Source organism: Skermanella mucosa, assembly GCF_016765655.2.
Classification (GTDB): domain Bacteria; phylum Pseudomonadota; class Alphaproteobacteria; order Azospirillales; family Azospirillaceae; genus Skermanella; species Skermanella mucosa.
This window is the reverse complement of the sequence record NZ_CP086108.1, coordinates 178,676-198,470: the sequence shown is the minus strand read 5'-3', so window position 1 is coordinate 198,470 and position 19,795 is coordinate 178,676. Positions and strand designations below refer to the sequence as shown.

The 19,795-nt window shown below is 69.2% G+C and carries 18 protein-coding genes; 8 read left to right on the top strand and 10 right to left on the bottom strand.

The features are described from left to right. Positions 1-64 precede the first annotated feature (64 nt). Positions 65-844, top strand: coding sequence for an FCD domain-containing protein (locus JL100_RS33850; RefSeq protein ID WP_202683026.1), 780 nt, complete (start codon positions 65-67; stop codon positions 842-844). A 96-nt stretch (positions 845-940) separates the two neighbouring features. Here the strand turns inward: JL100_RS33850 and JL100_RS33845 are convergent, their stop codons facing one another. Together JL100_RS33845 and JL100_RS33840 are read right to left on the bottom strand one after the other, a co-directional pair. Further along, positions 941-1,834: an NAD(P)H-hydrate dehydratase gene (locus tag JL100_RS33845; RefSeq protein ID WP_228421740.1), complete on the bottom strand. Its 894-nt coding sequence runs from the start codon at positions 1,832-1,834 to the stop codon at positions 941-943. A gap of 41 nt (positions 1,835-1,875) precedes the next feature. Continuing rightward, the gene (locus JL100_RS33840) at positions 1,876-2,640 is read right to left on the bottom strand and encodes a histidine phosphatase family protein (RefSeq protein WP_202683025.1); all 765 of its coding nucleotides are present in this window, start codon (positions 2,638-2,640) and stop codon (positions 1,876-1,878) included. A gap of 155 nt (positions 2,641-2,795) precedes the next feature. On the opposite strand from JL100_RS33840, the gene JL100_RS33835 reads away from it, so the two are divergent. Then, positions 2,796-3,245, top strand: coding sequence for a hemerythrin domain-containing protein (locus tag JL100_RS33835; RefSeq protein WP_202683024.1), 450 nt, complete (start codon positions 2,796-2,798; stop codon positions 3,243-3,245). 25 nt (positions 3,246-3,270) lie between these two features. Here JL100_RS33835 and JL100_RS33830 read toward each other — a convergent pair whose 3' ends face one another. Further along, positions 3,271-3,645: a response regulator gene (locus tag JL100_RS33830; protein ID WP_202683023.1), complete on the bottom strand. Its 375-nt coding sequence runs from the start codon at positions 3,643-3,645 to the stop codon at positions 3,271-3,273. Continuing rightward, positions 3,639-4,868 (bottom strand): sensor histidine kinase, encoded by a 1,230-nt coding sequence (locus JL100_RS33825; RefSeq protein WP_202683022.1) that lies wholly within the window; start codon positions 4,866-4,868, stop codon positions 3,639-3,641. The genes JL100_RS33830 and JL100_RS33825 overlap by 7 nt, the downstream gene beginning before the upstream one ends. 860 nt (positions 4,869-5,728) lie before the next feature. Here JL100_RS33825 and JL100_RS33820 point away from each other — a divergent pair. From JL100_RS33820 to JL100_RS33810, 3 genes are read left to right on the top strand one after another with little or no spacing between them, the layout of a single operon-like run. Further along, positions 5,729-7,219 (top strand): PAS domain-containing sensor histidine kinase, encoded by a 1,491-nt coding sequence (locus JL100_RS33820; RefSeq protein ID WP_202683021.1) that lies wholly within the window; start codon positions 5,729-5,731, stop codon positions 7,217-7,219. Continuing rightward, complete coding sequence (locus JL100_RS33815) at positions 7,212-7,634, top strand: septal ring lytic transglycosylase RlpA family protein (protein ID WP_202683020.1); 423 nt, start codon at positions 7,212-7,214, stop codon at positions 7,632-7,634. The genes JL100_RS33820 and JL100_RS33815 overlap by 8 nt, the downstream gene beginning before the upstream one ends. Positions 7,635-7,661: 27 nt before the next feature. After that, a complete protein-coding gene (locus tag JL100_RS33810) occupies positions 7,662-8,249 on the top strand; it encodes a hypothetical protein (RefSeq protein ID WP_202683019.1) in 588 nt (195 codons plus the stop codon). Here the strand turns inward: JL100_RS33810 and pncB are convergent. Then, positions 8,195-9,523, bottom strand: a complete 1,329-nt coding sequence (gene pncB / locus JL100_RS33805; protein WP_202683018.1) for a nicotinate phosphoribosyltransferase — start codon at positions 9,521-9,523, stop codon at positions 8,195-8,197. The two genes, JL100_RS33810 and pncB, sit on opposite strands and share 55 nt — an antisense overlap. Next, positions 9,520-10,848, bottom strand: a complete 1,329-nt coding sequence (locus JL100_RS33800) for an MFS transporter (RefSeq protein WP_202683017.1) — start codon at positions 10,846-10,848, stop codon at positions 9,520-9,522. The genes pncB and JL100_RS33800 overlap by 4 nt, the downstream gene beginning before the upstream one ends. 214 nt (positions 10,849-11,062) lie before the next feature. Here JL100_RS33800 and JL100_RS33795 point away from each other — a divergent pair, with 214 nt between their 5' ends. Next, positions 11,063-12,100, top strand: a complete 1,038-nt coding sequence (locus JL100_RS33795) for a DUF808 domain-containing protein (RefSeq protein WP_202683016.1) — start codon at positions 11,063-11,065, stop codon at positions 12,098-12,100. Here JL100_RS33795 and JL100_RS33790 read toward each other — a convergent pair. Both JL100_RS33790 and lldP read right to left on the bottom strand, forming a co-directional pair. Then, the gene (locus tag JL100_RS33790) at positions 12,097-13,062 is read right to left on the bottom strand and encodes a TIGR03885 family FMN-dependent LLM class oxidoreductase (protein ID WP_202683015.1); all 966 of its coding nucleotides are present in this window, start codon (positions 13,060-13,062) and stop codon (positions 12,097-12,099) included. The genes JL100_RS33795 and JL100_RS33790 overlap by 4 nt on opposite strands. A 154-nt stretch (positions 13,063-13,216) precedes the next feature. Beyond that, entirely contained in the window at positions 13,217-14,917 is a 1,701-nt protein-coding gene (gene lldP, locus JL100_RS33785; protein WP_202683014.1) for an L-lactate permease, read from the bottom strand. A gap of 227 nt (positions 14,918-15,144) precedes the next feature. Here lldP and JL100_RS33780 point away from each other — a divergent pair, with 227 nt between their 5' ends. Both JL100_RS33780 and JL100_RS33775 read left to right on the top strand, forming a co-directional pair. Continuing rightward, complete coding sequence (locus JL100_RS33780) at positions 15,145-15,738, top strand: FCD domain-containing protein (RefSeq protein ID WP_202683013.1); 594 nt, start codon at positions 15,145-15,147, stop codon at positions 15,736-15,738. A gap of 254 nt (positions 15,739-15,992) precedes the next feature. Next, a complete protein-coding gene (locus tag JL100_RS33775) occupies positions 15,993-18,860 on the top strand; it encodes an FAD-binding and (Fe-S)-binding domain-containing protein (RefSeq protein ID WP_202683012.1) in 2,868 nt (955 codons plus the stop codon). Here JL100_RS33775 and JL100_RS33770 read toward each other — a convergent pair. Together JL100_RS33770 and JL100_RS33765 are read right to left on the bottom strand one after the other, a co-directional pair. Further along, positions 18,844-19,323: a hypothetical protein gene (locus JL100_RS33770; protein ID WP_202683011.1), complete on the bottom strand. Its 480-nt coding sequence runs from the start codon at positions 19,321-19,323 to the stop codon at positions 18,844-18,846. The two genes, JL100_RS33775 and JL100_RS33770, sit on opposite strands and share 17 nt — an antisense overlap. Continuing rightward, entirely contained in the window at positions 19,323-19,712 is a 390-nt protein-coding gene (locus tag JL100_RS33765; protein WP_202683010.1) for a hypothetical protein, read from the bottom strand. Before JL100_RS33765 ends, JL100_RS33770 begins: the two co-directional genes overlap by 1 nt. Positions 19,713-19,795: the final 83 nt, after the last annotated feature.

The window sequence follows — 19,795 nt, the reverse complement described above, 5'->3', positions numbered from 1 at the left end:
ATGCTTTGCCAAATTGACTGGGAGGCAGTACCCGCTTCCGTAACCTCAGGGCCAGAGCATCGCCATGACCGAGCCGATCCGCCCCGCCAAGCTCGCGGATGCCATCGCCGACCGCCTGGAAAAGCTCATCCTCGAAGGATCGCTGCGGCCCGGCGAGCGTCTTCTGCCGGAACGGGAACTGGCCCACCGGTTCGACGTCTCCCGCCCGAGTCTCCGCGAGGCGCTGGAGAAGCTGGAGCGGCGCGGCCTTCTGGTCAGCGAGCGCGGCGGCGCCACGCGGGTGGCGCCGCTGCTCGACGAGAGCTTCACGGCGCCGCTCGCCGACGTGGTGAACAGCAACCCCGAAGCGACCTACGATTACCTGGAATTCCGCGGCATCGCCGAAAGCTCGGCGGCATACCTGGCGGCCCTCCGCGGCACCAGCGTGGACCGCGAACTGATCCAGGAATGCTTCGCCGCGATGGAGGCCGCCCACCAGAAGGAAGACCCGACCGACGAGGCCAACGCCGACGCAGACTTCCACCTCGCGATCTACGAGGCGTCCCATAACCTCTTCATGCTGCACGTCATGCGCTCGCTGTCGGAGATGCTGCGCAACGACGTCTTCTATAACCGGGCGACCCTGTACCTGAGGCGCAACGTGCGGGAACTGCTGCTGGCCCAGCACCGGGCGATCCATGACGGCATCATCGCCGGCGATCCCGAGACCGCCCGGCAGGCCGCGCGCGACCACATGGTCTTCACGTCGGGCGCCCTGAAGGAGATCGCCAAGGCGGATGCCCGCCTGGAAGTCAGCCTCAACCGGATCGCCCGCGCCGACGTCCTGGCGGCGCAGCCGCGCTGAGCATCGCTGGCTACGACATCATCGCGCCGGCTTTGTCGGGTGCCGCTTCGCTCTACCCGACCTACGTTTTCTGCAACTTAACCGGTTTGTGAACCCTCATCCCGGCGGTGCCAGTTCCGCCATGATGCCGGGGATCTCGGCCAGCAGTTCGCGGGCGAGGAAGCCCATGGGGCCGCGGCTCCGCGCCAGGCGGTTGCCGGCCTGGCCGTGCAGGTAGACGGCCCAGATCGTCGCCTGCGCCGGTTCGGCGCCCCGCGCCACCAGTCCGGCCACGACCCCGGCCAGCGTGTCGCCCGATCCGGACGTGGCCAGCCCGGCATTGCCGCTCTCGTAGAACCAGGCATTGCCGTCCGGGTCCACGATGTGCGTGCAGCCGCCCTTCAGCGCCACCACCATGCTGAACCCGCTGGCGACCCGGCGCGCGGTGGCGAGCGGATCGGCCTCCACGGCGTCGCGGTCGATCTCCAGCAGGCTCGCCATCTCGCCCGCATGGGGCGTGATGATCGTCCGTCCCTGGCGCCGGCACAGCGGTTCGCGCAGGGTGTCGAGGCAGACCAGCGCCTCGGCGTCGATCACCAGGGCCGGGCCTTCCAGGCCGTTCACCATCCCGGTGGTCAGGGCGGCGACCGCCTCCTTGTCCATCATGCCGGGGCCTAGCAGCACCGCGTCGCTGCGCTTGCCCCGCTCGCACAGCAGGTCGGCCGATTCCGGGGAGATGCCGCCGGAGGGCGTCTCTGGCAGGCCCAGCACCAGCGCTTCGGGGACGGCAAGCCCGAGGTGCGGCGCCACGCTGGAGCAGGTGGCGATCTGGAGCTTGCCGGCGCCGGCCCGCAGCGCGGCGGTGCCCGCCAGCAGGGCGGCGCCGGGTACCTCGACGCTGCCGGCGACGACCAGCACGCTGCCCCTGGCCTTCTTGTCGACGGAACCGGAAGGTTCGGGCAGTGGCATGCCGCGCAGGAGTTCCGCCGTGATCTTGGTCGCTTCGGTCATCATAGCTCCGGTCATCGGTCCATCGGTATCGACGCTTGGGATCAGCGGGAGGCCACGTTCTCGTCCGGTTCGTCGGTGACCGGCGCGCCGGCCTGGCGCAGCGGAGCCACGAAATTGTATCGCCGCAGCTCCATGCCGCCGATCTTGCCGATATCAGGGTTGTAGGCGTATTCGGTGACGGAGCAGTTGGCCACGTCGGCTTCCCGGTCGATCGCCAGGATCTGTTCCTCGGTCAGGTTTTCCAGCAGGTAGCGCAGGCACAGCACGACGACCTGATGGCTGACGATCACCACCCGGCGGCCGCCATGGTGGAGGCTGACCGTGTCGAGCGCGCTGCGCAGCCGCAGGATGACGTCGCACCAGCTCTCCCCCGCGGGAGGCCGGTGGTAGAACTTGCCCAGCAGGCGGCGGAACTCCGCCTGGTCGGGAAACTCCTCCTGGATGCCGCGCCGGGTCAGCCGGTCCAGGACCCCGAACTCCTTCTCGCGCAGCCGTTCGTCGATCACGAAATCGGCGACGTCCACGTCCAGCCTGCCGAACTCCCGCACGATCTCCGCGGTGCGGCGGGCCCGGGCGTAGGGCGAGGTCAGCACCACGTCCGGGCGCTCCTCCGCAGGCATCCGGGCGAACCACTCGCCGAGCGCCTGGGCCTGCTCCTCGCCCCGGGCGCTCAGCGGGACGTCGACGTCCCGCTCCGCGATGTCGATCCGGCCTAGCCCGGCGGCATCGGCCGCCTCGCGGGCCACGTTGCCCGAACTTTCGCCATGGCGGACGATCCGGAGATTACTGGGCCAACGTTCCTGCATTGTGACGACCGCTCCCCACGTTGATTGCCTCGCTTCAACCCGCGGGAACCATGATCGTTTCAGGTGACGGGCGCCGCGCGGCGGATCGGTCAGGAACCCTGCGGCGGCAATCGCGGTTTCCTCAAGGGAACGTCAACCCGGAGAGGACCCCCGCCATGATCCTGGACACGATGCTGACAGACCATCAGGCCGGCCGCGATTTCTTCGCGCTGGCCGGCAATTCAGTGTTCGAGGGTTACGCCGAGCGGGCCGGCCTGTTCTCCCGGTTCGCCGACCGGTGGACGGCCCACGCCGACATGATGGACGAGGCGGTCCTTCCCGTCCTGGGGGAGGACACGCACCGGTCGGAAGCGTTGGACCAGCTGCGGGAAGGCCAGCGCCGGCTGCGCGGGACGATCGCCGACCTAGCCCGGCGCGCGGCCGACGAATCGGTCGCCAACGATCGCTGGTTCGCCGATTTCCAGCGGCTGAAGCAGGAATACGAGCAGCAGATCGAGCTGGAGCAGGCCCTGGTCGTTCCCATGATCCAGGAAGACCTGTCGCCCGACCGGATCGCCCGCATGACAGAGGCCGGCGACCGTATCCGGGCCGAGCGCGGCATCTGACGCCTGGCCGCAGGTACCGGAGGATTCAGCCTTCCCGGAGGGCCTCGATCGCGCCGATCAGGTGATGGGGCAGGATCGGCTTCATCAGGACGCCGTGCGGGTCCATGGCGCTGATCCGGAGGCGGGTCGCGACCTCGTTCGACCCGGTCAGGAAGATCACCTTGCAGGGGTGTTCCCGGCGGATCCGTTCCGCGGCCTCGATGCCGTCCATCCCGGTGCCCAGGCGCACATCCATCAGGACGACGGCGGGACGTCGGCGCAGGGCGAGGTCAACGGCCGCCGAGCCGCTCCGGGCGACGCACAGGTTGCGGAATCCCGCATCCTCCAGGGTCATGCGGATGCCGAGGCGGACCAGGTTGTCGTCGTCCACGATCAGGATGGGATCGTCGGATTTCAGCATGGCAGCTCCGCCGGGCATGGAAAGCTCACCGAGACGATCGTCCCGTGGTCCTGCTCGACCGCGATCTCGCCGCCCAGCTGATCGACCAGTTCCGCGATGATCTGCTGTCCGATCTTGGCCGGAGGCGCTCCCGGAAGCATGGCCTGCGGCAATCCGACGCCGTCGTCGGCGACGACCAGGAGGGCCGTGCCGTCTCCCCTGCCCGTCAGCGAGACGTCCACGCGCCCCTTGCGGCCGGCCGGGAAAGCGTGCCTGAAGGCGTTCGTCACCAGTTCGTTGACCAGCAGCCCCAGGGAAATCGCGAAATCGATCGTGATCGCGCTGTTCCGCGGCTCGACCCTGACGCCCATCGTGATGTCGGGCCGGCCGGCGGCATAGGGGGCGGCCAGCGAGTGGCACAGGTCGCGCAGGAATTCGCCCTGGTCGATCGTCTCCAGGTCTTCCGACTGCATGAGCTTCTGGTGGACGAGTCCCAGGCAATAGACCCGGTGGCGCAGATCGCCCAGGCTTTCCGCGATGGCCGGCGTCTGCCGCTTCTGGAGCGCCAGCAGGGTATCGACCACCTGGAGGTTGTTCTTGACCCGGTGATAGACTTCCCGCAGCAGCGTCTCCTTCTCGTTCAGCAGCCGTTGCAGCCGCTGCTCCGCCTGCTGCTGCTCGCGGACCTTCTGCCGCAGGGCCAGGGTGGCCGACCGGGCCTCGATCTCGGTCATGACCAGATCGGCGAAATCCTTCAGGATCTCCCGCTGCGCGTCGCTGAATTCGGGGTGCGGCGCGTGGTCGATCACGCACAGGGTGCCGAGCACGTACCCTTCGGGCGTTACCAGCGGGGCGCCGGCGTAGAACCGGATGTGCGGATCCTCGACCACCAGCGGATTGCCGGCGAAGCGGTCGTCCGCCGCGGCGTCCGGAACCACGAGCGGTTCCCTGGCGAGGATCGCGTGCGAGCAGAAGGCCATTTCCCGCCGGGTCCATTGGGCGTCGAAGCCATGGCGGGACTTGAACCACTGCCGTGTCTCGTCGATCAGGGAGATCAGGGAGACCGGCATGCCGAGCACCGTCGCGGCCAGCCGGGCGATGCGGTCGAAAGCCTGCTCCGGCAAGGTGTCGAGCAGGTCGTAGCGTTTCAGCGCGACGAGCCGCAGCGGCTCGTCGTCGGGCACCGGCGCCGTGCCGACGCTCCGCTGCGAGGCGTTCAGGGACGCAGACCCTCGTTCGCCCATCTGCCCTTCCATGCCCTGTGGTTGCCGTTTGCCCGGATCAACATCCTGCACTGCCCTGGCGAGCGGCAGATGCTTGCCGGCTGGCCGCTCCAAACGCGGCGCGCCGTCTCGGACCGCCGTCCCGCTTTTTCGGTTCGATCGCATTCAGGTTCGGAAAGCCCGCCAGAGCCTGACGTATTACTAAATCAGGAGGGACTTCATCGTAAGCTCAGCGGTACATCTCTCTCCAGTACAGGAGAAGATCAGGGACAGTTCCGGAAAGTCCTATTCCTCCGCCGAAAGAGTCCGGAGAAATTAAAAATACATGCTTGGAAACAAGTGTTCGAGCAGATTAAAACCTTCGGCGAGATGTAAAGTTCAATGAGAAACTTTCAAGCGCGCCAGGCATGGGAATGATGCTTTTGCCGTACCGGATCCGAAACGTGCTGGTTCCTGGGAAACTGGGCTGACACCCCTTTCGGACTTGAAGCCTACGGCCGGCAACCGAGCATCGAGGACAGACAATGCGCCAAGCGATACGCGAACCGTCGATTGACGATCTTCTGGATGATCCGATCCTGCGCACCCTGCTGGCCAGGGATGGCCTGAGGGTCGAGGACGTCAGGAGTTTCCTTGAGGAAATGAAACGGAAACTCGGCCCCGGCCGATCCGGCGAACGACTCCTTCCCGGCTCCCGGAAAGGTGGCCAGGCGCTGCCTTCCGAAAGATCCTGATCATCGTCATTCAAGGCAGATCCAGTTGATTTCCCGCGCTGAAGCAGGTGCAGGCGCGTGCCGGGCCCGGACGACCCCGGCGTCGGCGCCGCGTTCCCCCCGGACATCGCCGGGGATGTGGTTGTCCCTCCGTCGGGGGCGTCGCCGATGACGGTCCGATCAGGAGGGGGATCCCCGGCCTTCGCCCTGGAGACGGTCAGGTACCCGCTGCTGGTGGTCGACGGGGACGGCAGGGTGGAGGCGGCGAGCCGTGCCGCGGACGATCTGTTCGACCTGCCGCCGAAATCCCTCCAGGGGCAGCGCCTCCGCGACATCGGCGGCCGTTCCTCGCTCCTGCAGGACGCCGCGGCGTCCGCCGTCGGGTCGGGGCGACCGGTCGAACTGGAGATCCGGGTCAGGGGCCGCCGCTTCGACATCATGGTCGAACCCTTGCGCGCGGAAGCCGGCACCGTGTCCGGGGCCGTGATCCACGCCACCGAGAATCACGGTACCTTCCCGGACCGCGACATGCTGTCCCTGGTGCTCGACCAGCTGCCCTGCGCCGTCTACTGGAAGGACAGCCATTCCAGGTATCTCGGCGGCAACCGGATGTTCGCCGAGGTCGTCGGCCTCGGCTCGTCGCAGGCCGTTCCCGGCATCACCGATGACGACATCATGGCATCCTCGGACGCGGAGACCGTCCGCCGGGAAGACGAGCAGGTGATGCGGACCGGCGAGAGCCTCGTCAGCATCGAGCAGGTGCTCGAACTGGCGGTGGGCGGCAGGTGCATCGAGAAGCTCAAGGCGCCGCTTCGCGCCGCCGACGGCGAAATCATCGGCATCCTGTGCATCGCCCAGGACGTCACGCAGCGGAAGAAGGCCGAGGAGAAGCTGGTCACGGACAAGCTCGCCGCCGAACAGGCGAGCCGGGCGAAGACGAGCTTCCTCGCCGCCGCGAGCCATGACCTGCGCCAGCCGATCCAGGCGCTCGCCCTGTTCGCCAGGCTGCTGGAGAAGCGGGTGACCGGACAGGCGTCCAAGAACCTCGTCGGGCTGATCCAGCAGTCGGCGAGGTCGCTGTCCGACCTGCTGGAGGCCGTAATCCACCTGTCCCGGCTGGAAGCGGGGGAGGTCGAGCCCAACATCGGGCCGACCCGGCTGGGCGACCTGATCGGCCGGCTGGTCGGGGAATTCAGCCACCAGGCGGACGGGAAAGGCCTCGATTTCCGCGCCGTCAACACGGACATGGTGGTGCAGAGCGACCCGCTGCTGCTGGAGAGGATCCTGCGCAACCTGATCTCCAACGCCATCCGCTACACGGAATGCGGGCGCGTCCTGGTCGGGTGCCGGCGCCGGGGCGGCCAGGTCAGCATCGAGGTCTGGGACACCGGCATCGGCATCCCCAAGGACCAGTTCGGCGAGATCTTCCGCGAGTTCCATCGCAGCCGGGGCACGAACCACGAGGCGGTGGACGGCTTCGGCATCGGACTGGCGGTCGTGGACCGGCTGACCAACCTCCTGGGGCATCGCATCGAGGTCTCCTCGGTTCCGGGAAAGGGGTCGGTCTTCCGGATCCAGGCAGAGGCGACCTCTCCGTGCCTTTTTCTGAAGGGCCCTGTTGAGCTCACGCCATTTCAGGGGAAACACACCGATGCGTAAGCTCATGCTGCCCATCGCGGCGATCCTGCTCACGACCCAGCCGCTCGCCGCGCAGGAGTCCTCGAAGGTCATCCGGCAGGAGGGACAGGCATCCTACTTCCAGGCCGGCGAAGGCGGGAACACGCTGACCAAGAGCGGCGAACCCGTGAACCCGCAGGGCTATACAGCGGCGTCGCGGGACCTGCCGCTCGGCACCGTCGTGACGGTGACCAACCGGGAGACCGGCAAGTCGGTCGACGTCAGGATCAACGATCGCGGGCCGACCCGGCCGGACCGCATCATCGACGTGTCCGAACAGGCGGCCCGCGACCTGGGCATGGAGGAGGCCGGCGTGGCCCCCGTCACGGTCGAGGCGGACCCGGGCAGGCAGGACGACCCGGAAATCCGCAGCCAGCTGGAATCGGCGGTCCGGTAGGCCGGCGGCAGACCCCCGGGCGGTGCCATGGGCCTTCTCGCCATCCTCCGGCAGGGCGCGCTCGCCGCGAGCATCGTGGCGGCGCCGCTGCCGTCGCCCGGCGCGGCCCCGCAGGACCACCGCTATGCCACCTTCCGGGATCCCGGGTCCGGCACCGTCCTGACCTATCCCGCGTCCGTCTTCACGAGGGCGGACGACGGGACCGGCCGGTTCGCGAAGTTCGTTTCCACCGACCGCCTGTCCACCCTCTACGTCGTCGGCCGGGAGAACGACCCGGAGCAGAGCGTCGCCGACCTGTCGGAAGCGGCGGAGGCGGCGCTTGCCGAGGAGAGTGCCCGGATCACCTACCGGCGCCGGAAGGCGGACTGGTTCGTCCTGTCCGGCTTCATCGGCGACAACATCTTCTATCGCAAGACCGTGCTGGCCCACCGGGGGCGGACGGTGGGCACCTTCCAGATCAATTTCCCGAAGGAGCAGAAGCCCTTCTACTACGGCATCGTTGAACGCATGTCCTGGTCGTTCAAGCCCCGGGACCATTCAAGCCAGGGTGACGCCGGCGGTCACACCACCAGCGGGGCATTCTCCACGCCGGCGGTGCCGAAGACGGCGCGGTAGCGGGCGATCTCGTCCGGCGGCCCCGACGCCTTCAGGTAGTTGTCGCTCAGCTTGACCGCCGGGCGGCCGTTGGCGGCGGTGATCTTGCAGACCAGGGAGATCGGGTCCAGGTCGTCCCGCCCCGACGGGTGGCACCCCCGGAAATCGTTGGTCAGCAGGGTTCCCCAGCCGTAGCCGTCGCGGACCCTGTCCCGGAACCGCCCGTGCAGCGCCAGGATCTGGCCGACGTCGAGCCCGTCCGAGAACAGGATGCGCTTGTCGCGGGGATCGCAGCCATGGTCCGTCCACCAGGCGATCGCCTCCTCCGCGGCGACGAAGGGGTCCTTACTGTCGATCCGGATGCCGGTCCACTTCTTGGCCCAGTCCGGCGCGTCCCGCAGGAACTGGGTCGAGCCGTAGGTGTCCGGCAGCATCACCAGCAGCGCCCCGGCGTAGGTCTGCTGCCAGCGGTCCAGCACCGTGTACTGCGACTGCTTCAGCCCGACGTCGTCCTGCGCCAGGGTGGCCAGCACCATCGGCAGCTCGTGGGCGTTGGTGCCGATCGCCTCGAACCCATGCTTGTGGGCGAAGAAGGCGTTTGACGTGCCGGTGAAGGCGGGACCCAGCTCCTCGGCGGCGGCCAGGATCGCCCATTCCTGCCACAGGTGGCTGTGGCGCCGCCGCGTCCCGAAGTCGGAGATCCTCAGCCCGCCGGCGCCGCGCAGCCGGTCCAGCTTGGCCCACAGCTTCGTCTTGGCATGGGCGTAGAGCTTGTCCAGCTCGTACTTGCTCAGCCGGTTCAGCCCCGTGCGGGCGCCGCGGTCCCGGGACCGGCGCCCGCGGTTGCGCAGCTCGTTGACGATGGTCAGCGCGTAGATTTCCCACAGGGTCACGTCCACCCAGGGGCCGGAGAAGGTCAGCTCGTACTGACCGCCCTTCGTCTCGAACCGGTATTCCGGCAGCCGGAAGCCGCGCAGGAACTCGATGAAGTCGGGTTCGAACAGGTCGCGCCTGCCATACAGCTTGTTGCCGGCCAGCCAGACCGTCTCGCTCTCGGTGAAGCGCAGCGACCGGGCATGGTCGAGCTGGTCCCGCAGTTCGGCTTCGTCGATGATGTCGGCCAGCCGGACGTTGCGCGACCGATTGATCAGGGAGAAGGTCACCGGGATGCGCGGATACCATTTCCAGACGAACTGGAGCATCAGCAGCTTGTAGACGTCGGTGTCCAGCAGCGACCGGATGACGGGGTCGATGTTGAAGCTCTGATTGTATGCCCGCGCGGCGAAATCGATCATGCCGATGCTCCCGGGTCCAGCGGCCGTCCCCTGGTTTCCAGGTCGATCCGGCCGACCGCTACCGCCGCCACCAGCAGCAGCGCCGCGAACAGCCCGATCGCCGCCTCGAAGCCGGCCCCGACCACCAGGGCCACCGCCGAGGGGGCCAGCAACCCGCCGAAACGGGCCATGGCCCCGGCCATGCCCATGCCGGTCGCCCGCAGCTCGGTCGGGTAGAGCTCCGGCGTATAGGCGTAGAGGGCGCCCCAGGTGCCCAGCAGGGCGAAACTCATGGCGAGCAGCGCCGCCGCGATCAGCAGCGGGTCGCCGGCGATGATGAAGGTGAAGCAGCCGGCGGCGCTGGCGACCAGGAACAGGATCAGCGTGCGCCGCCGGCCGATCGTCTCCAGCCCGACCGCCGCCAGCGCGTAGCCCGGCACCTGGGCCAGGGCCAGCAGCACCAGGAAGCCGTAGCCGCGCACGAATCCGTAGCCTTCCGTCACCAGCCGGCTCGGCAGCCAGACGAAGACCCCGTAATAGGCGGCCGAGACGAACAGCCACGTCGCCAGGATCAGCAGGCTGCGCCGCCGCAGCGCTCCCGAGAACAGGTCCGACATGCGGGATCGCCGCCGCTCCACCGCCGTCAGGTCGCCCCGGACCGGCTCCGCGCCGTTGGCGAGCGCGATCCGGTCCAGCACGGCGCGGGCCTGGTCCGGCCCGCCCCGACGCAGCAGGTAATGGGGGGATTCCGGCAGCCACAGCCGCAGCCAGATACCGACCGCCGCGGGCAGGGCGGTCAGGACGAACAGCCAGCGCCAGGCGTCCGGCCCGGCCCACAGGCTGGCGCCCCAGGCCGCCAGGGCCACCATGATGGTGCCGATCGCCCAGAAGCCTTCGAGCGCCACCAGCCAGCGGCCGCGCCGCTCGGGCGGCAGGAATTCCGCCATCATGGCATAATCGACCGGCAGGGTGCCGCCGACGCCGATCCCGGTCAGCAGGCGCAGGACCAGCAGCATCTCGAAGCTGGTGGAGAAGGCGGAGGCGAGCCCGAACACCGCGTCGATCAGGACCGTGACGATCAGCACGCGCCTTCGCCCGATCCGGTCGGCCAGCCGGCCGAACCCCCAGGCCCCGATCAGCATGCCCAGGAACAGGGCCGTCCCGGCCTGCACCGCCTGCGGAATTGACAGCCCGAAGCCGGCCGCGAGCGACGGGGCGGCGAAGCCGATCGACAGGACCTGCATGGCGTCCGCCGCCCAGACCAGGCCGAAGATCGCCAGCAGGCGGTAATGGAAGGAACCGGTGCCGATCCGGCTCAACGCTTCATCGACCGTAACGGCGGTCATCGCACTCCTTTCGCGGATACCCATTTCGCAACAGGGGTGGAGCATCCCTGTTCCTGATCCAAAAGGCGATCTTTATCCTGTATATGATCGGTGCCGCGCGGCAGCCGGCCCCGTCCGCGGTCCCTGTCCGAAACCGATCGGCTCGAACGGTGTTGGATGCGGGAGGCAGGTACTCTGCCGGCGGCTTCGTCGCGGATTTACGGGAGTTTCAAGGTTGAGCACAGGATTGATCGCACTCATCGACGACGTCGTCGGGCTGGCGAAGGTCGCCGCCGCGTCGTTGGACGATGCCGCCGCGCAGGCCACGCGGGCGGGTGCCAAGGCCGCCGGCGTGGTGGTGGACGACGCTGCGGTCACGCCCCGCTACGTGGTCGGCCTCGCCGCGGAGCGGGAACTGCCGATCGTCGGCCGAATCGCGATGGGCTCCCTGAAGAACAAGCTGCTCTACCTGCTGCCGGCGGCGCTGTTCCTCAGCCTGGTGGCGCCGTGGGCGATCACCCCGCTGCTGATGCTGGGGGGAGCCTTCCTGTGCTACGAGGGCGCCGAGAAGCTGTACGAGGCCATATGGCCCCACGCCCCGGGCCACGGCCACGGCGGGGACGGCGTGGTGCCGGCCGGAACCCCGGCCGAGGTCGAGGAGCAGCGGGTCAGCGGCGCCATCCAGACCGACCTGATCCTGTCGGCGGAGATCATGGCGATCACCCTGTCCACGGTCGCGGCGACAACCTCCTCGTTCTGGACCCAGGCGCTGGTCCTGGCGATCGTCGGCACCGGCATCACCCTGGTCGTCTACGGGGCGGTGGCGCTGATCGTGAAGGCGGATGACGTCGGCCTGTCCCTCGCCCAGAACGAAACCCCCGTCTCCAGCATCCTGGGGCTGCGCGCCGGCGGCAACCCGCCGGGCGGCGCCGACCGCGCGCTTCGTCCCGTGACCAAGGGGATTGGGCGCGGCCTCGTCATCGGCATGCCCTATTTCCTGAAGGCGCTGAGCATCATCGGGACGGCCGCGATGCTCTGGGTCGGCGGCGGCATCATCATCCACGGGCTGGAGGAGTTCGGGTTCACGGCGATCGGGCACGCGGTCCATGATTTCGCGGCGGCGGTCGGCCACGCGGTTCCCGCGGTCTCCGCGGTGCTCGAATGGCTCGTGGCCGCCGCCGCGGCGGGCCTGCTGGGGATCGCCGTGGGCGCCGTGCTGATCCCCCTGGTCCACAACGTCGCCATGCCGGCCGTGGCGAAGCTGAGGGGCTAGCCGAACTGGGGCAGGACCCGCTCGCCGAAGGCGTCGATGAAGGCTTCCTGGTCCGTCCCGACATTGTGCAGGTCGATGCCGGCGAAGCCGATCTCGGCGTATTCGGCGAGCAACCCGGCCAGCCGGCCCAGGTCGGAGGAGACGTGGATGGCGTCCCGGCAATCCTCAGGCCGGACGAAGCGGGCGGCGGCCTCGAACTCCTCCGGCGTGCGCAGGTCCCAATTGACGCTGCCGCCCAGGATGTTGAAGCGCCACTGCTCGTGGGCCTGGCGCAGGGCCTCCTCCTCGCTCCTCGCCCAGCAAAGATCCATCTTGAAATAGACCGGCTTGCCTTCGCCGCCGCCGCGCCGGAACGCCTCGACCACCTTGCGCACGGAGTCCGGCCCGTGCCCCACGGTCAGCAGGCCGTCGGCCCAGCCGCCCAGCCACTCGGCCGTGGCCTCGCTGACCGCGGCGCCGACCAGCCTGGTCTGCCGCCGGGGAAGCGAGTAGAGCTTCGCCTCGGAGACCGTGATCCGGCCGCGCCGGGTCACCTCCTCGCCGCGCAGCAGGGCCTGCATCACCTCCGCGCCTTCCCTCAGTCTCTCGTTCCGCTCGGGTTTCTCCGGCCACTCGCCGCCGGTGATGTGCTCGTTGACCAGTTCGCCGCTGCCGACCGCGATCCAGGGCAGGCGGTCCGGGAACATCTCCCCCAGGGTCGCGACCGCCTGGGCCAGGACGGCGGGGTGGTAGCGCCAGCCGCCGGGCACGGTGATCAGCCCGAAGGACAGGGACGTCGCCTGCATGGCGGCGCCCAGCCAGGACCAGACGAACCCGGAATGTCCCTGGGAGGGAGCCCAGGGGTGGTAGTGGTCCGACGAGAAGACGCCCTGGAAGCCGGCGGCCTCGGCTCGGCGGACGAGTTCCACCAGCCGGCTCGGGGGGAACTGCTCGTGGGAGGCGTGGTAGGTCAGCAGGGGCATGGTTCGATCTTTCCGGACATTCGATCGGTCGGGTTGACCGGATCCGCCCCAGCCCAACACTCCCCACGCCCCGATGTCGCCGAACCGGGCGGAACGGCGGACGGGGAGGCCGCGCGCCGTCAGGCGCGGCCTCCCCGCCTCCGATGCCGTGCCGTCAGGGGATCATCCAGGTGAAGACATAGGCCTGGAGGACGGTGATCACGCCGATGATCGTGACGAAGAACAGGCTGTGCTTGAGCGTGAAGCGGAACAGGTCCGATTCCCGGCCGACCAGCCCGACCGCGGCGCAGGCCACGGCGATCGACTGCGGCGAGATCATCTTGCCGGTGACGCCGCCGGTGGTGTTGGCGGTGACCATCAGGATCTCGGACAGCCCGAGCTGCTGGGCCGTGGTCGCCTGGAGCGCCCCGAACAGGGCGTTGGACGAGGTGTCCGACCCGGTCAGGAACACGCCCAGCCAGCCCAGCACCGGCGAGAAGAACGGGAAGGCCTTGCCGGTCCCGGCCAGCAGCAGGGCCAGCGTCGAGGACAGGCCCGAGTAGTTGGCGATGAAGGCGAACGCCAGCACCATGCCGATCGAGTAGATCGGGCGGCGCAGCTCCATCAGCGTCTCGCCGAAGGTGGCGACGGCCGCCGCCGGCCGCATGCGCAGGAAGAAGATCGAGATCAGCGCGGTCAGCAGGATCGCGGTGCCGGTCGCGGAGATCAGGTCCAGCTTGTAGACGGCGTCGTAGGGCTTGGGCGAGGTGACGATCGGGGCGACCTTGGTGACCAGCTTGTCCAGTCCCTCGATCGGGAAATAGAACACGGTGGAGGCGAAGGCGCCGGCCTTGGCGAAGGCCGCCTTGAACGGCGCCAGGCTCCAGATCGTCACGATCACGGTCAGCACCAGGAAGGGCGACCACGCCTTGATGACCTGCCCGGTCGTGTAGGTGGCGGCGGCGCCATAGGTGGCATAGTCCGCGGTGGGCGTGACCGCGGCCCCGACGGCGCGGGGAACGGGGGCGCCGGCTTCCCGGTCGGAGAAGCGGAAGATGCGCTTGGGCTTCCACACCTTCAGGAACAGGGTCAGGCTGACCAGGCTGATCAGGGCGGAGGTGATGTCCGGAAGCTCCGGCCCGATGAAGTTGGAGGTGAAATAGACGCCGAAGGCGAAGGTCGAGCCGGCGACCAGCACGGCCGGCCACGTCTCGCGCACGCCGCGGACGCCGTCCATGATGAAGACGATCCAGAACGGCACGAACACGGCGAGCAGCGGCAGCTGGCGGCCGGCCATCTGGCCGATCTTGAAGGCTTCCAGCCCCGTCACCTGGCCGGCGACGATCATCGGGATGCCCATGGCGCCGAAGGCGACCGGGGCGGTGTTGGCGATCAGGCACAGGCCGGCGGCGTAGAGCGGGTTGAAGCCCAGCCCGACCAGGAGGGCCGCGGTGATCGCGACCGGTGCTCCGAAGCCGGCGGCCCCTTCCAGGAAGGCGCCGAAGGAGAAGCCGACCAGCAGCATCTGGAGGCGCTGGTCCTCGGTGATCGACACGACCGACGCGCGGATGATGTCGAACTGGCCCGTCTTCACCGTCACCTTGTACAGGAAGACGGCGGTCAGGATGATCCAGGCGATCGGCCACAGGCCGTAGACGAAGCCGTACCCGGCGGAGGCCAGCGCCTGTCCGACCGGCATGCCGTAGAACAGGATCGCCACGGCGAGGGCGAGGGCGACGGTGATGGTGGCCGCGACGTGGCCCTTCATCCGGAAGACGGCCAGCGCCATGAAAAAGAAGATGATCGGAAGCGCCGCGACCAGCGCGGAGACCCACAGATTGCCTGCCGGGTCATAGATTTGCATCCAGGGCTGCATATTGTTTCCACTCTAGATTGCCGCGCCCGGGCCTGTCGGGGCGCGTCGCGGCGGATTGCGGTTTATTTTCTGCCAGCCTGGACTACATTGGTAAAATTAATGTACCGGCTGTGATCATGGTGGATAAATCAAAAACCGGCGCCTTGTACATGGAAAAATGCGTTTCAAGGGTGTCGCGGATGTCGCAGGCGTTGAAGTGCCGCAGGGCCGTTCGGTATCATCGGCCCATGACCGACACATCCGACGCGACCGATCCAGGGGATGCCGCGGACGCCGCAGCCGAGGCCGACCCGCTGACCCGCCTGCTCCAGTGCCATCCGGAGACCGCCTTCGACTACCTGGAGTTCCGCCGGATGATGGCGGGGCCGTCGGCCGCCTTCGCGGCGGAGCGGGCCACCCCGGCGGACATCGAGCGGCTGCGGGCCTGCCTGACCGCCATGGAGGAGGCCCACGGCCTGGACGATCCCTCGCGCGAGGCGGCGGCCGACGCGGAGTTCCACCTGGCCATATACGAGGCCGCGCACAACCAGGTGATGATCGGCATCATGCGGCAGTTCATCCGCATGATGAGCGAGAACGTGTTCTACGACCGCACCAGCCTGTATCTGCGCCGCGGCGTCCGGGACAGCTTCCTGCGCCAGCATCAGGCGATCTTCCACGCCATAGCCGCCGGCAACCCGGAGGCGGCGCGCGCCACCGCGGACGCCCATATCGCCTCGACCACCGAGGCCCTGCGCGAGGCCCAGCGGGCGGATGCGCGGCTAGAGGTCGCACTGCGCCGCCAGCAGGGCGTCAACCTCGTGACGGGCAAGGGAAAATAGCCTGTTCGCCTTGCTTCCGGTATTTGGCAAAAACATTTTACCGCTTTACGACACCGGTAAGTTCGCGTATCCGTGATCGCAGCGGCCCGGAGGAGACGGCCGCATGACGGAGGAACGCCGGAAACCGCCGGGCCGCGCGCATGTCTGCCGCGCCGGGCGCCACCGTTCCCGCCATGCCGGGCGTCTCCCGAAGGCTTCCCTGTTTCTCGACAGCCGACCGGCGCCATCCCGCCGGCGACAGGAAGGCGTGCGGAATGCCAGACGGAACCTCCCTCCCCGGACCCTCGCGGGCGGCCGACCCAGCCGCCGATGCCTTCGCCGGCGCGATCGCCGAATTCACCGCCCTGCTCGGGAACGAGCGGGTGATCCGCGACCCGCTGCGGCTGCTGGCCTACGGCACCGACGCCAGCTTCTACCGGCTGGTCCCCCGGGTGGTGGTCAAGGTGGAGAGCGAGGAGGAGGTGGCCGCCATCCTGGCCGCCTGCCGCCGCGACCGGCTGCCGGTCACTTTCCGCGCGGCCGGCACCAGCCTGTCCGGGCAGGCGGTGACCGACGGCGTGCTGGTCGTGCTGGGCGACCGCTGGAACGGGATCGTGGTGGAGCAGGGCGGCGGGCTGGTCCGGCTTCAGCCGGGCGTGCTCGGGGCGGACGCCAACTGGCGCCTTGCCGCCTATGCCCGCAAGATCGGCCCGGACCCGGCCTCCATCGACAGCGCCAAGATCGGCGGCATCGCCGCCAACAACTCGTCGGGCATGTGCTGCGGCACGTCGGACAACAGCTACAAGACGCTGGTCTCCATGCGGCTGCTGCTGGCCGACGGCACCCTGGTCGATACGGGGGACGCCGACAGCCTGGCGCGGTTCCGGCAGAGCCACGGCGGGTTGCTGGACCGGCTGGCCGGTCTGGGCGCCGCGACCCGGGCCGACGCCGACCTGTCGGCCCGCATCCACGCCAAGTTCGCGATCAAGAACACCACCGGCTACAGCATCAACGCACTGGTCGATTTCGAGGACCCGGTCGAGATCCTCCAGCACCTGATGATCGGATCGGAAGGAACGCTGGGCTTCATCGCGGAGGTGACCTACCGCACGGTGCCCGACCATGCCCACAAGGCGAGCGCGCTGCTGCTGTTCCCCGACATCGGCGAGGCCTGCCGCGCCGTGGCGCTGCTGAAGCCGGCCCCCGTCTCCGCCGTCGAGCTGATGGACCGGCCGGCGCTCCGCTCGGTCGAGGACAAGCCCGGCATGCCGGCGGAGATCCGCGGGCTGGCCGACGGCGTCACCGCGCTGCTGGTCGAGACCCGCGCCGAGGACGGCGCCGGCCTGGACGCCAATATCCGCGACATCGCCTCCGTCCTGGCCGGCGTCGCAACCCTGGGGCCGGCCGCCTTCACCTCGGCCGCGGACGAGTACGGCAAGCTGTGGAAGATCCGCAAGGGCCTGTTCCCCGCGGTCGGCGCGGTGCGCCGGGCCGGCACCACGGTGATCATCGAGGACGTGGCCTTTCCCATCAAGGACCTGGCCGCCGCCACCCTGGACCTCCAGGCGCTGTTCGCCAAGCACGGCTACCACGAGGCGATCATCTTCGGCCACGCCCTGGACGGCAACCTGCACTTCGTCTTCACCCAGGATTTCGCGATCGATTCCGAGGTGGAGCGCTACGCCGCCTTCATGGACGATGTCTGCAAGCTGGTTGTCGAGACCTATGACGGCTCGCTCAAGGCGGAGCACGGCACCGGCCGCAACATGGCGCCCTTCGTCGAGATGGAGTGGGGGCGCGACGCCTATCTTCTGATGCGCGAGATCAAGGCGCTGCTGGACCCGCTCGGCATCCTGAACCCCGGCGTGATCCTGAACGACGATCCCAAGGCGCACCTGCGCGACCTGAAGCCGATGCCCAAGGCGGACCCGCTGGTCGATACCTGCATCGAATGCGGGTTCTGCGAGCGCATGTGCCCGTCGGCCGGGCTGACCCTGACGCCGCGCCAGCGCATCGTCGGCTGGCGCGAGATTTCCAGCCTGGCCGACACCGGGGCGGACCCGGAACGCGAGGCCGGGCTGCGCAGCCTGTACGATTACCAGGGGCTGGATACCTGCGCCGCCTGCGGGCTGTGCGCCACCGCCTGCCCGGTCGGGATCGAGACCGGGCTGCTGACCAAGGCGCTGCGCGGCCGGTCCCAGTCGCCGCTGCGCCGCCGGATCGGCAGCCTCGCGGCGCGGCATTTCGGCGGCGCCCTGGCCGCGGCCCGCCTGGGGCTGGGGGCGGCGGCGCTGTCGCGCCGGGTGATCGGCCGGACCGCCACCGTCTCCCTGGCGGGATCGCTGCGGCGGCTGTCCGGCGGGCGCGTCCCCAAGGTCGGGCCGTCGCTCCCGGCCCCCGGCGCCGTTCCGTCCGCCGGCGGCGATGCGGCCGGCACGCCGGTGGTCTATGTGCCGAGCTGCGCCACCCGGACCTTCGGCGCCTCGCCCGACGCGCCGGAGCGGGACGGGGTGCCCGAGCGGTTCTCGGCCCTGCTCGGCAAGGCCGGCTTCCGCGTCGTCTTTCCCGAGGGCCTCGGCGGCCTGTGCTGCGGCCAGGCGTTCGAGAGCAAGGGGCTGGCGGAGACGGCGGACGCCATGACCGAGGCGATGGCGGCGGCCCTCGCCCAGGCCAGCGACGGCGGGCGGATCCCGATCGTGATGGATGCTTCCGCCTGCACCCTGCGGCTGAAGCGGACCCTGGCCGGCCGGCTGACCGTGCTGGACAGCATCGAGTTCCTGCACGACCACGTGATGCCGCGCCTGGACGTCGTCGCGAAGGAGACGGCGCCCGTGCTGGTCCATGTCAATTGCTCGGCCCAGCGGATGGGCCTGGGCGACCGGATCACCGCCTTGGCTGCGGCCTGCGCGGAGACCGTCGTGGTTCCCGAGGGCGTCGGCTGCTGCGGCTTCGCCGGCGACAAGGGTTTCGCCACGCCGGAGCTGAACGACCATGCGCTGCGCCGCCTGCCGGAGGCGGTGCCGTGGGACGCCGAGGGCGGCTATTCCTCCAACCGGACCTGCGAGATCGGCCTGTCGGAACATGCCGGCGTGCCCTATCGCTCGATCGTCTATCTGGTGGACCGGGTCACCCGGCGGCGCTGAGCGGCATCGGCAGGGGCTGGGGCATCGGGAGCGGCGGAGTCAGCGAGGTCGAGGTCATCAGGGCGGGCGCCCGGCGCGGGGCGAAGGGCGCCGGCTTGGGCGACGGCCCGCCGGCTGTCTTCGATCCTGGCGCCGGGTCACTATCCGAGGTCACTATTTCGACGGCGGCGCCGGCAAGGCGGCCGTCGTTCTCCTCGGCCGGGTCGGGGTCGTGCGCCTCCAGGTCGGCGTCGGGGTGCGGGGCGGCCGTGAACAGATGGGGGATGCGCTTGTCCAGCATGATGCCGCACAGCTTCCGGCGCAGCTCGACGGCGCGCAGCGCCAGGGCGCATTGCTTCTTCTCCATCGCGTCGGCGATGATCGCCTTGACCGTCTCCGCCGCCTCCTTCAACTCGACCTCGATCCCGGCGGAGCGGGCCGCCCGGAGCTGATCGACGCGGATGCGGATCTCCGGCCGGGCCATCAGGCACGCGCCGCGCTGCTTGGCGCCCTTGGCCGAATAGCCGGCCCGGCGCGCGGCCTCGGCCCCGCCGACATTGGCGGCCAGTTCCTGTTCCCATTTCTTGATGGGTTCCGCCAGCAGCCCTGAACCTCCTCGATATCCATCGGCACCGTCGCGGCCGGCGGGGCGCCGACCAAGCCCGCGACCGCGTGCGCCACCAGATCGCCGAACGCCAGCCGCAGCGTCGCGTGGCCCGGATGGTCCTTGAACCAGGCCACCGCCTGGGCGACCAGGCCGGGCAGGTCGTCCGGCCGGTCGCAGATCTCGATCCGGAACAGCAGCGCCACGAGCTGCTCGATCATCACCGGGTCGGAGAACAGGCGGTGGTACAGGGAATCGGAGGCTTGCATCGTCGCGGGCGCCGGTCGGGTAGTGGTCGCGCGAACAGCATCATACTCCCGCAACCATCGGCAAGGGTCGGGCGGCCGCCGCG

Excerpts from the sequence above, each read along its gene's own strand:
- JL100_RS33850 (WP_202683026.1), top strand. The coding sequence starts at position 65 with ATGACCGAGCCGATCCGCCCCGCCAAGCTCGCGGATGCCATCGCCGAC.
- JL100_RS33845 (WP_228421740.1), bottom strand. The coding sequence starts at position 1,834 with ATGACCGAAGCGACCAAGATCACGGCGGAACTCCTGCGCGGCATGCCA.
- JL100_RS33840 (WP_202683025.1), bottom strand. The coding sequence starts at position 2,640 with ATGCAGGAACGTTGGCCCAGTAATCTCCGGATCGTCCGCCATGGCGAA.
- JL100_RS33835 (WP_202683024.1), top strand. The coding sequence starts at position 2,796 with ATGATCCTGGACACGATGCTGACAGACCATCAGGCCGGCCGCGATTTC.
- JL100_RS33830 (WP_202683023.1), bottom strand. The coding sequence starts at position 3,645 with ATGCTGAAATCCGACGATCCCATCCTGATCGTGGACGACGACAACCTG.
- JL100_RS33825 (WP_202683022.1), bottom strand. The coding sequence starts at position 4,868 with ATGGGCGAACGAGGGTCTGCGTCCCTGAACGCCTCGCAGCGGAGCGTC.
- JL100_RS33820 (WP_202683021.1), top strand. The coding sequence starts at position 5,729 with ATGACGGTCCGATCAGGAGGGGGATCCCCGGCCTTCGCCCTGGAGACG.
- JL100_RS33815 (WP_202683020.1), top strand. The coding sequence starts at position 7,212 with ATGCGTAAGCTCATGCTGCCCATCGCGGCGATCCTGCTCACGACCCAG.
- JL100_RS33810 (WP_202683019.1), top strand. The coding sequence starts at position 7,662 with ATGGGCCTTCTCGCCATCCTCCGGCAGGGCGCGCTCGCCGCGAGCATC.
- pncB (WP_202683018.1), bottom strand. The coding sequence starts at position 9,523 with ATGATCGATTTCGCCGCGCGGGCATACAATCAGAGCTTCAACATCGAC.
- JL100_RS33800 (WP_202683017.1), bottom strand. The coding sequence starts at position 10,848 with ATGACCGCCGTTACGGTCGATGAAGCGTTGAGCCGGATCGGCACCGGT.
- JL100_RS33790 (WP_202683015.1), bottom strand. The coding sequence starts at position 13,062 with ATGCCCCTGCTGACCTACCACGCCTCCCACGAGCAGTTCCCCCCGAGC.
- lldP (WP_202683014.1), bottom strand. The coding sequence starts at position 14,917 with ATGCAGCCCTGGATGCAAATCTATGACCCGGCAGGCAATCTGTGGGTC.
- JL100_RS33780 (WP_202683013.1), top strand. The coding sequence starts at position 15,145 with ATGACCGACACATCCGACGCGACCGATCCAGGGGATGCCGCGGACGCC.
- JL100_RS33775 (WP_202683012.1), top strand. The coding sequence starts at position 15,993 with ATGCCAGACGGAACCTCCCTCCCCGGACCCTCGCGGGCGGCCGACCCA.
- JL100_RS33770 (WP_202683011.1), bottom strand. The coding sequence starts at position 19,323 with ATGGCCCGGCCGGAGATCCGCATCCGCGTCGATCAGCTCCGGGCGGCC.
- JL100_RS33765 (WP_202683010.1), bottom strand. The coding sequence starts at position 19,712 with ATGCAAGCCTCCGATTCCCTGTACCACCGCCTGTTCTCCGACCCGGTG.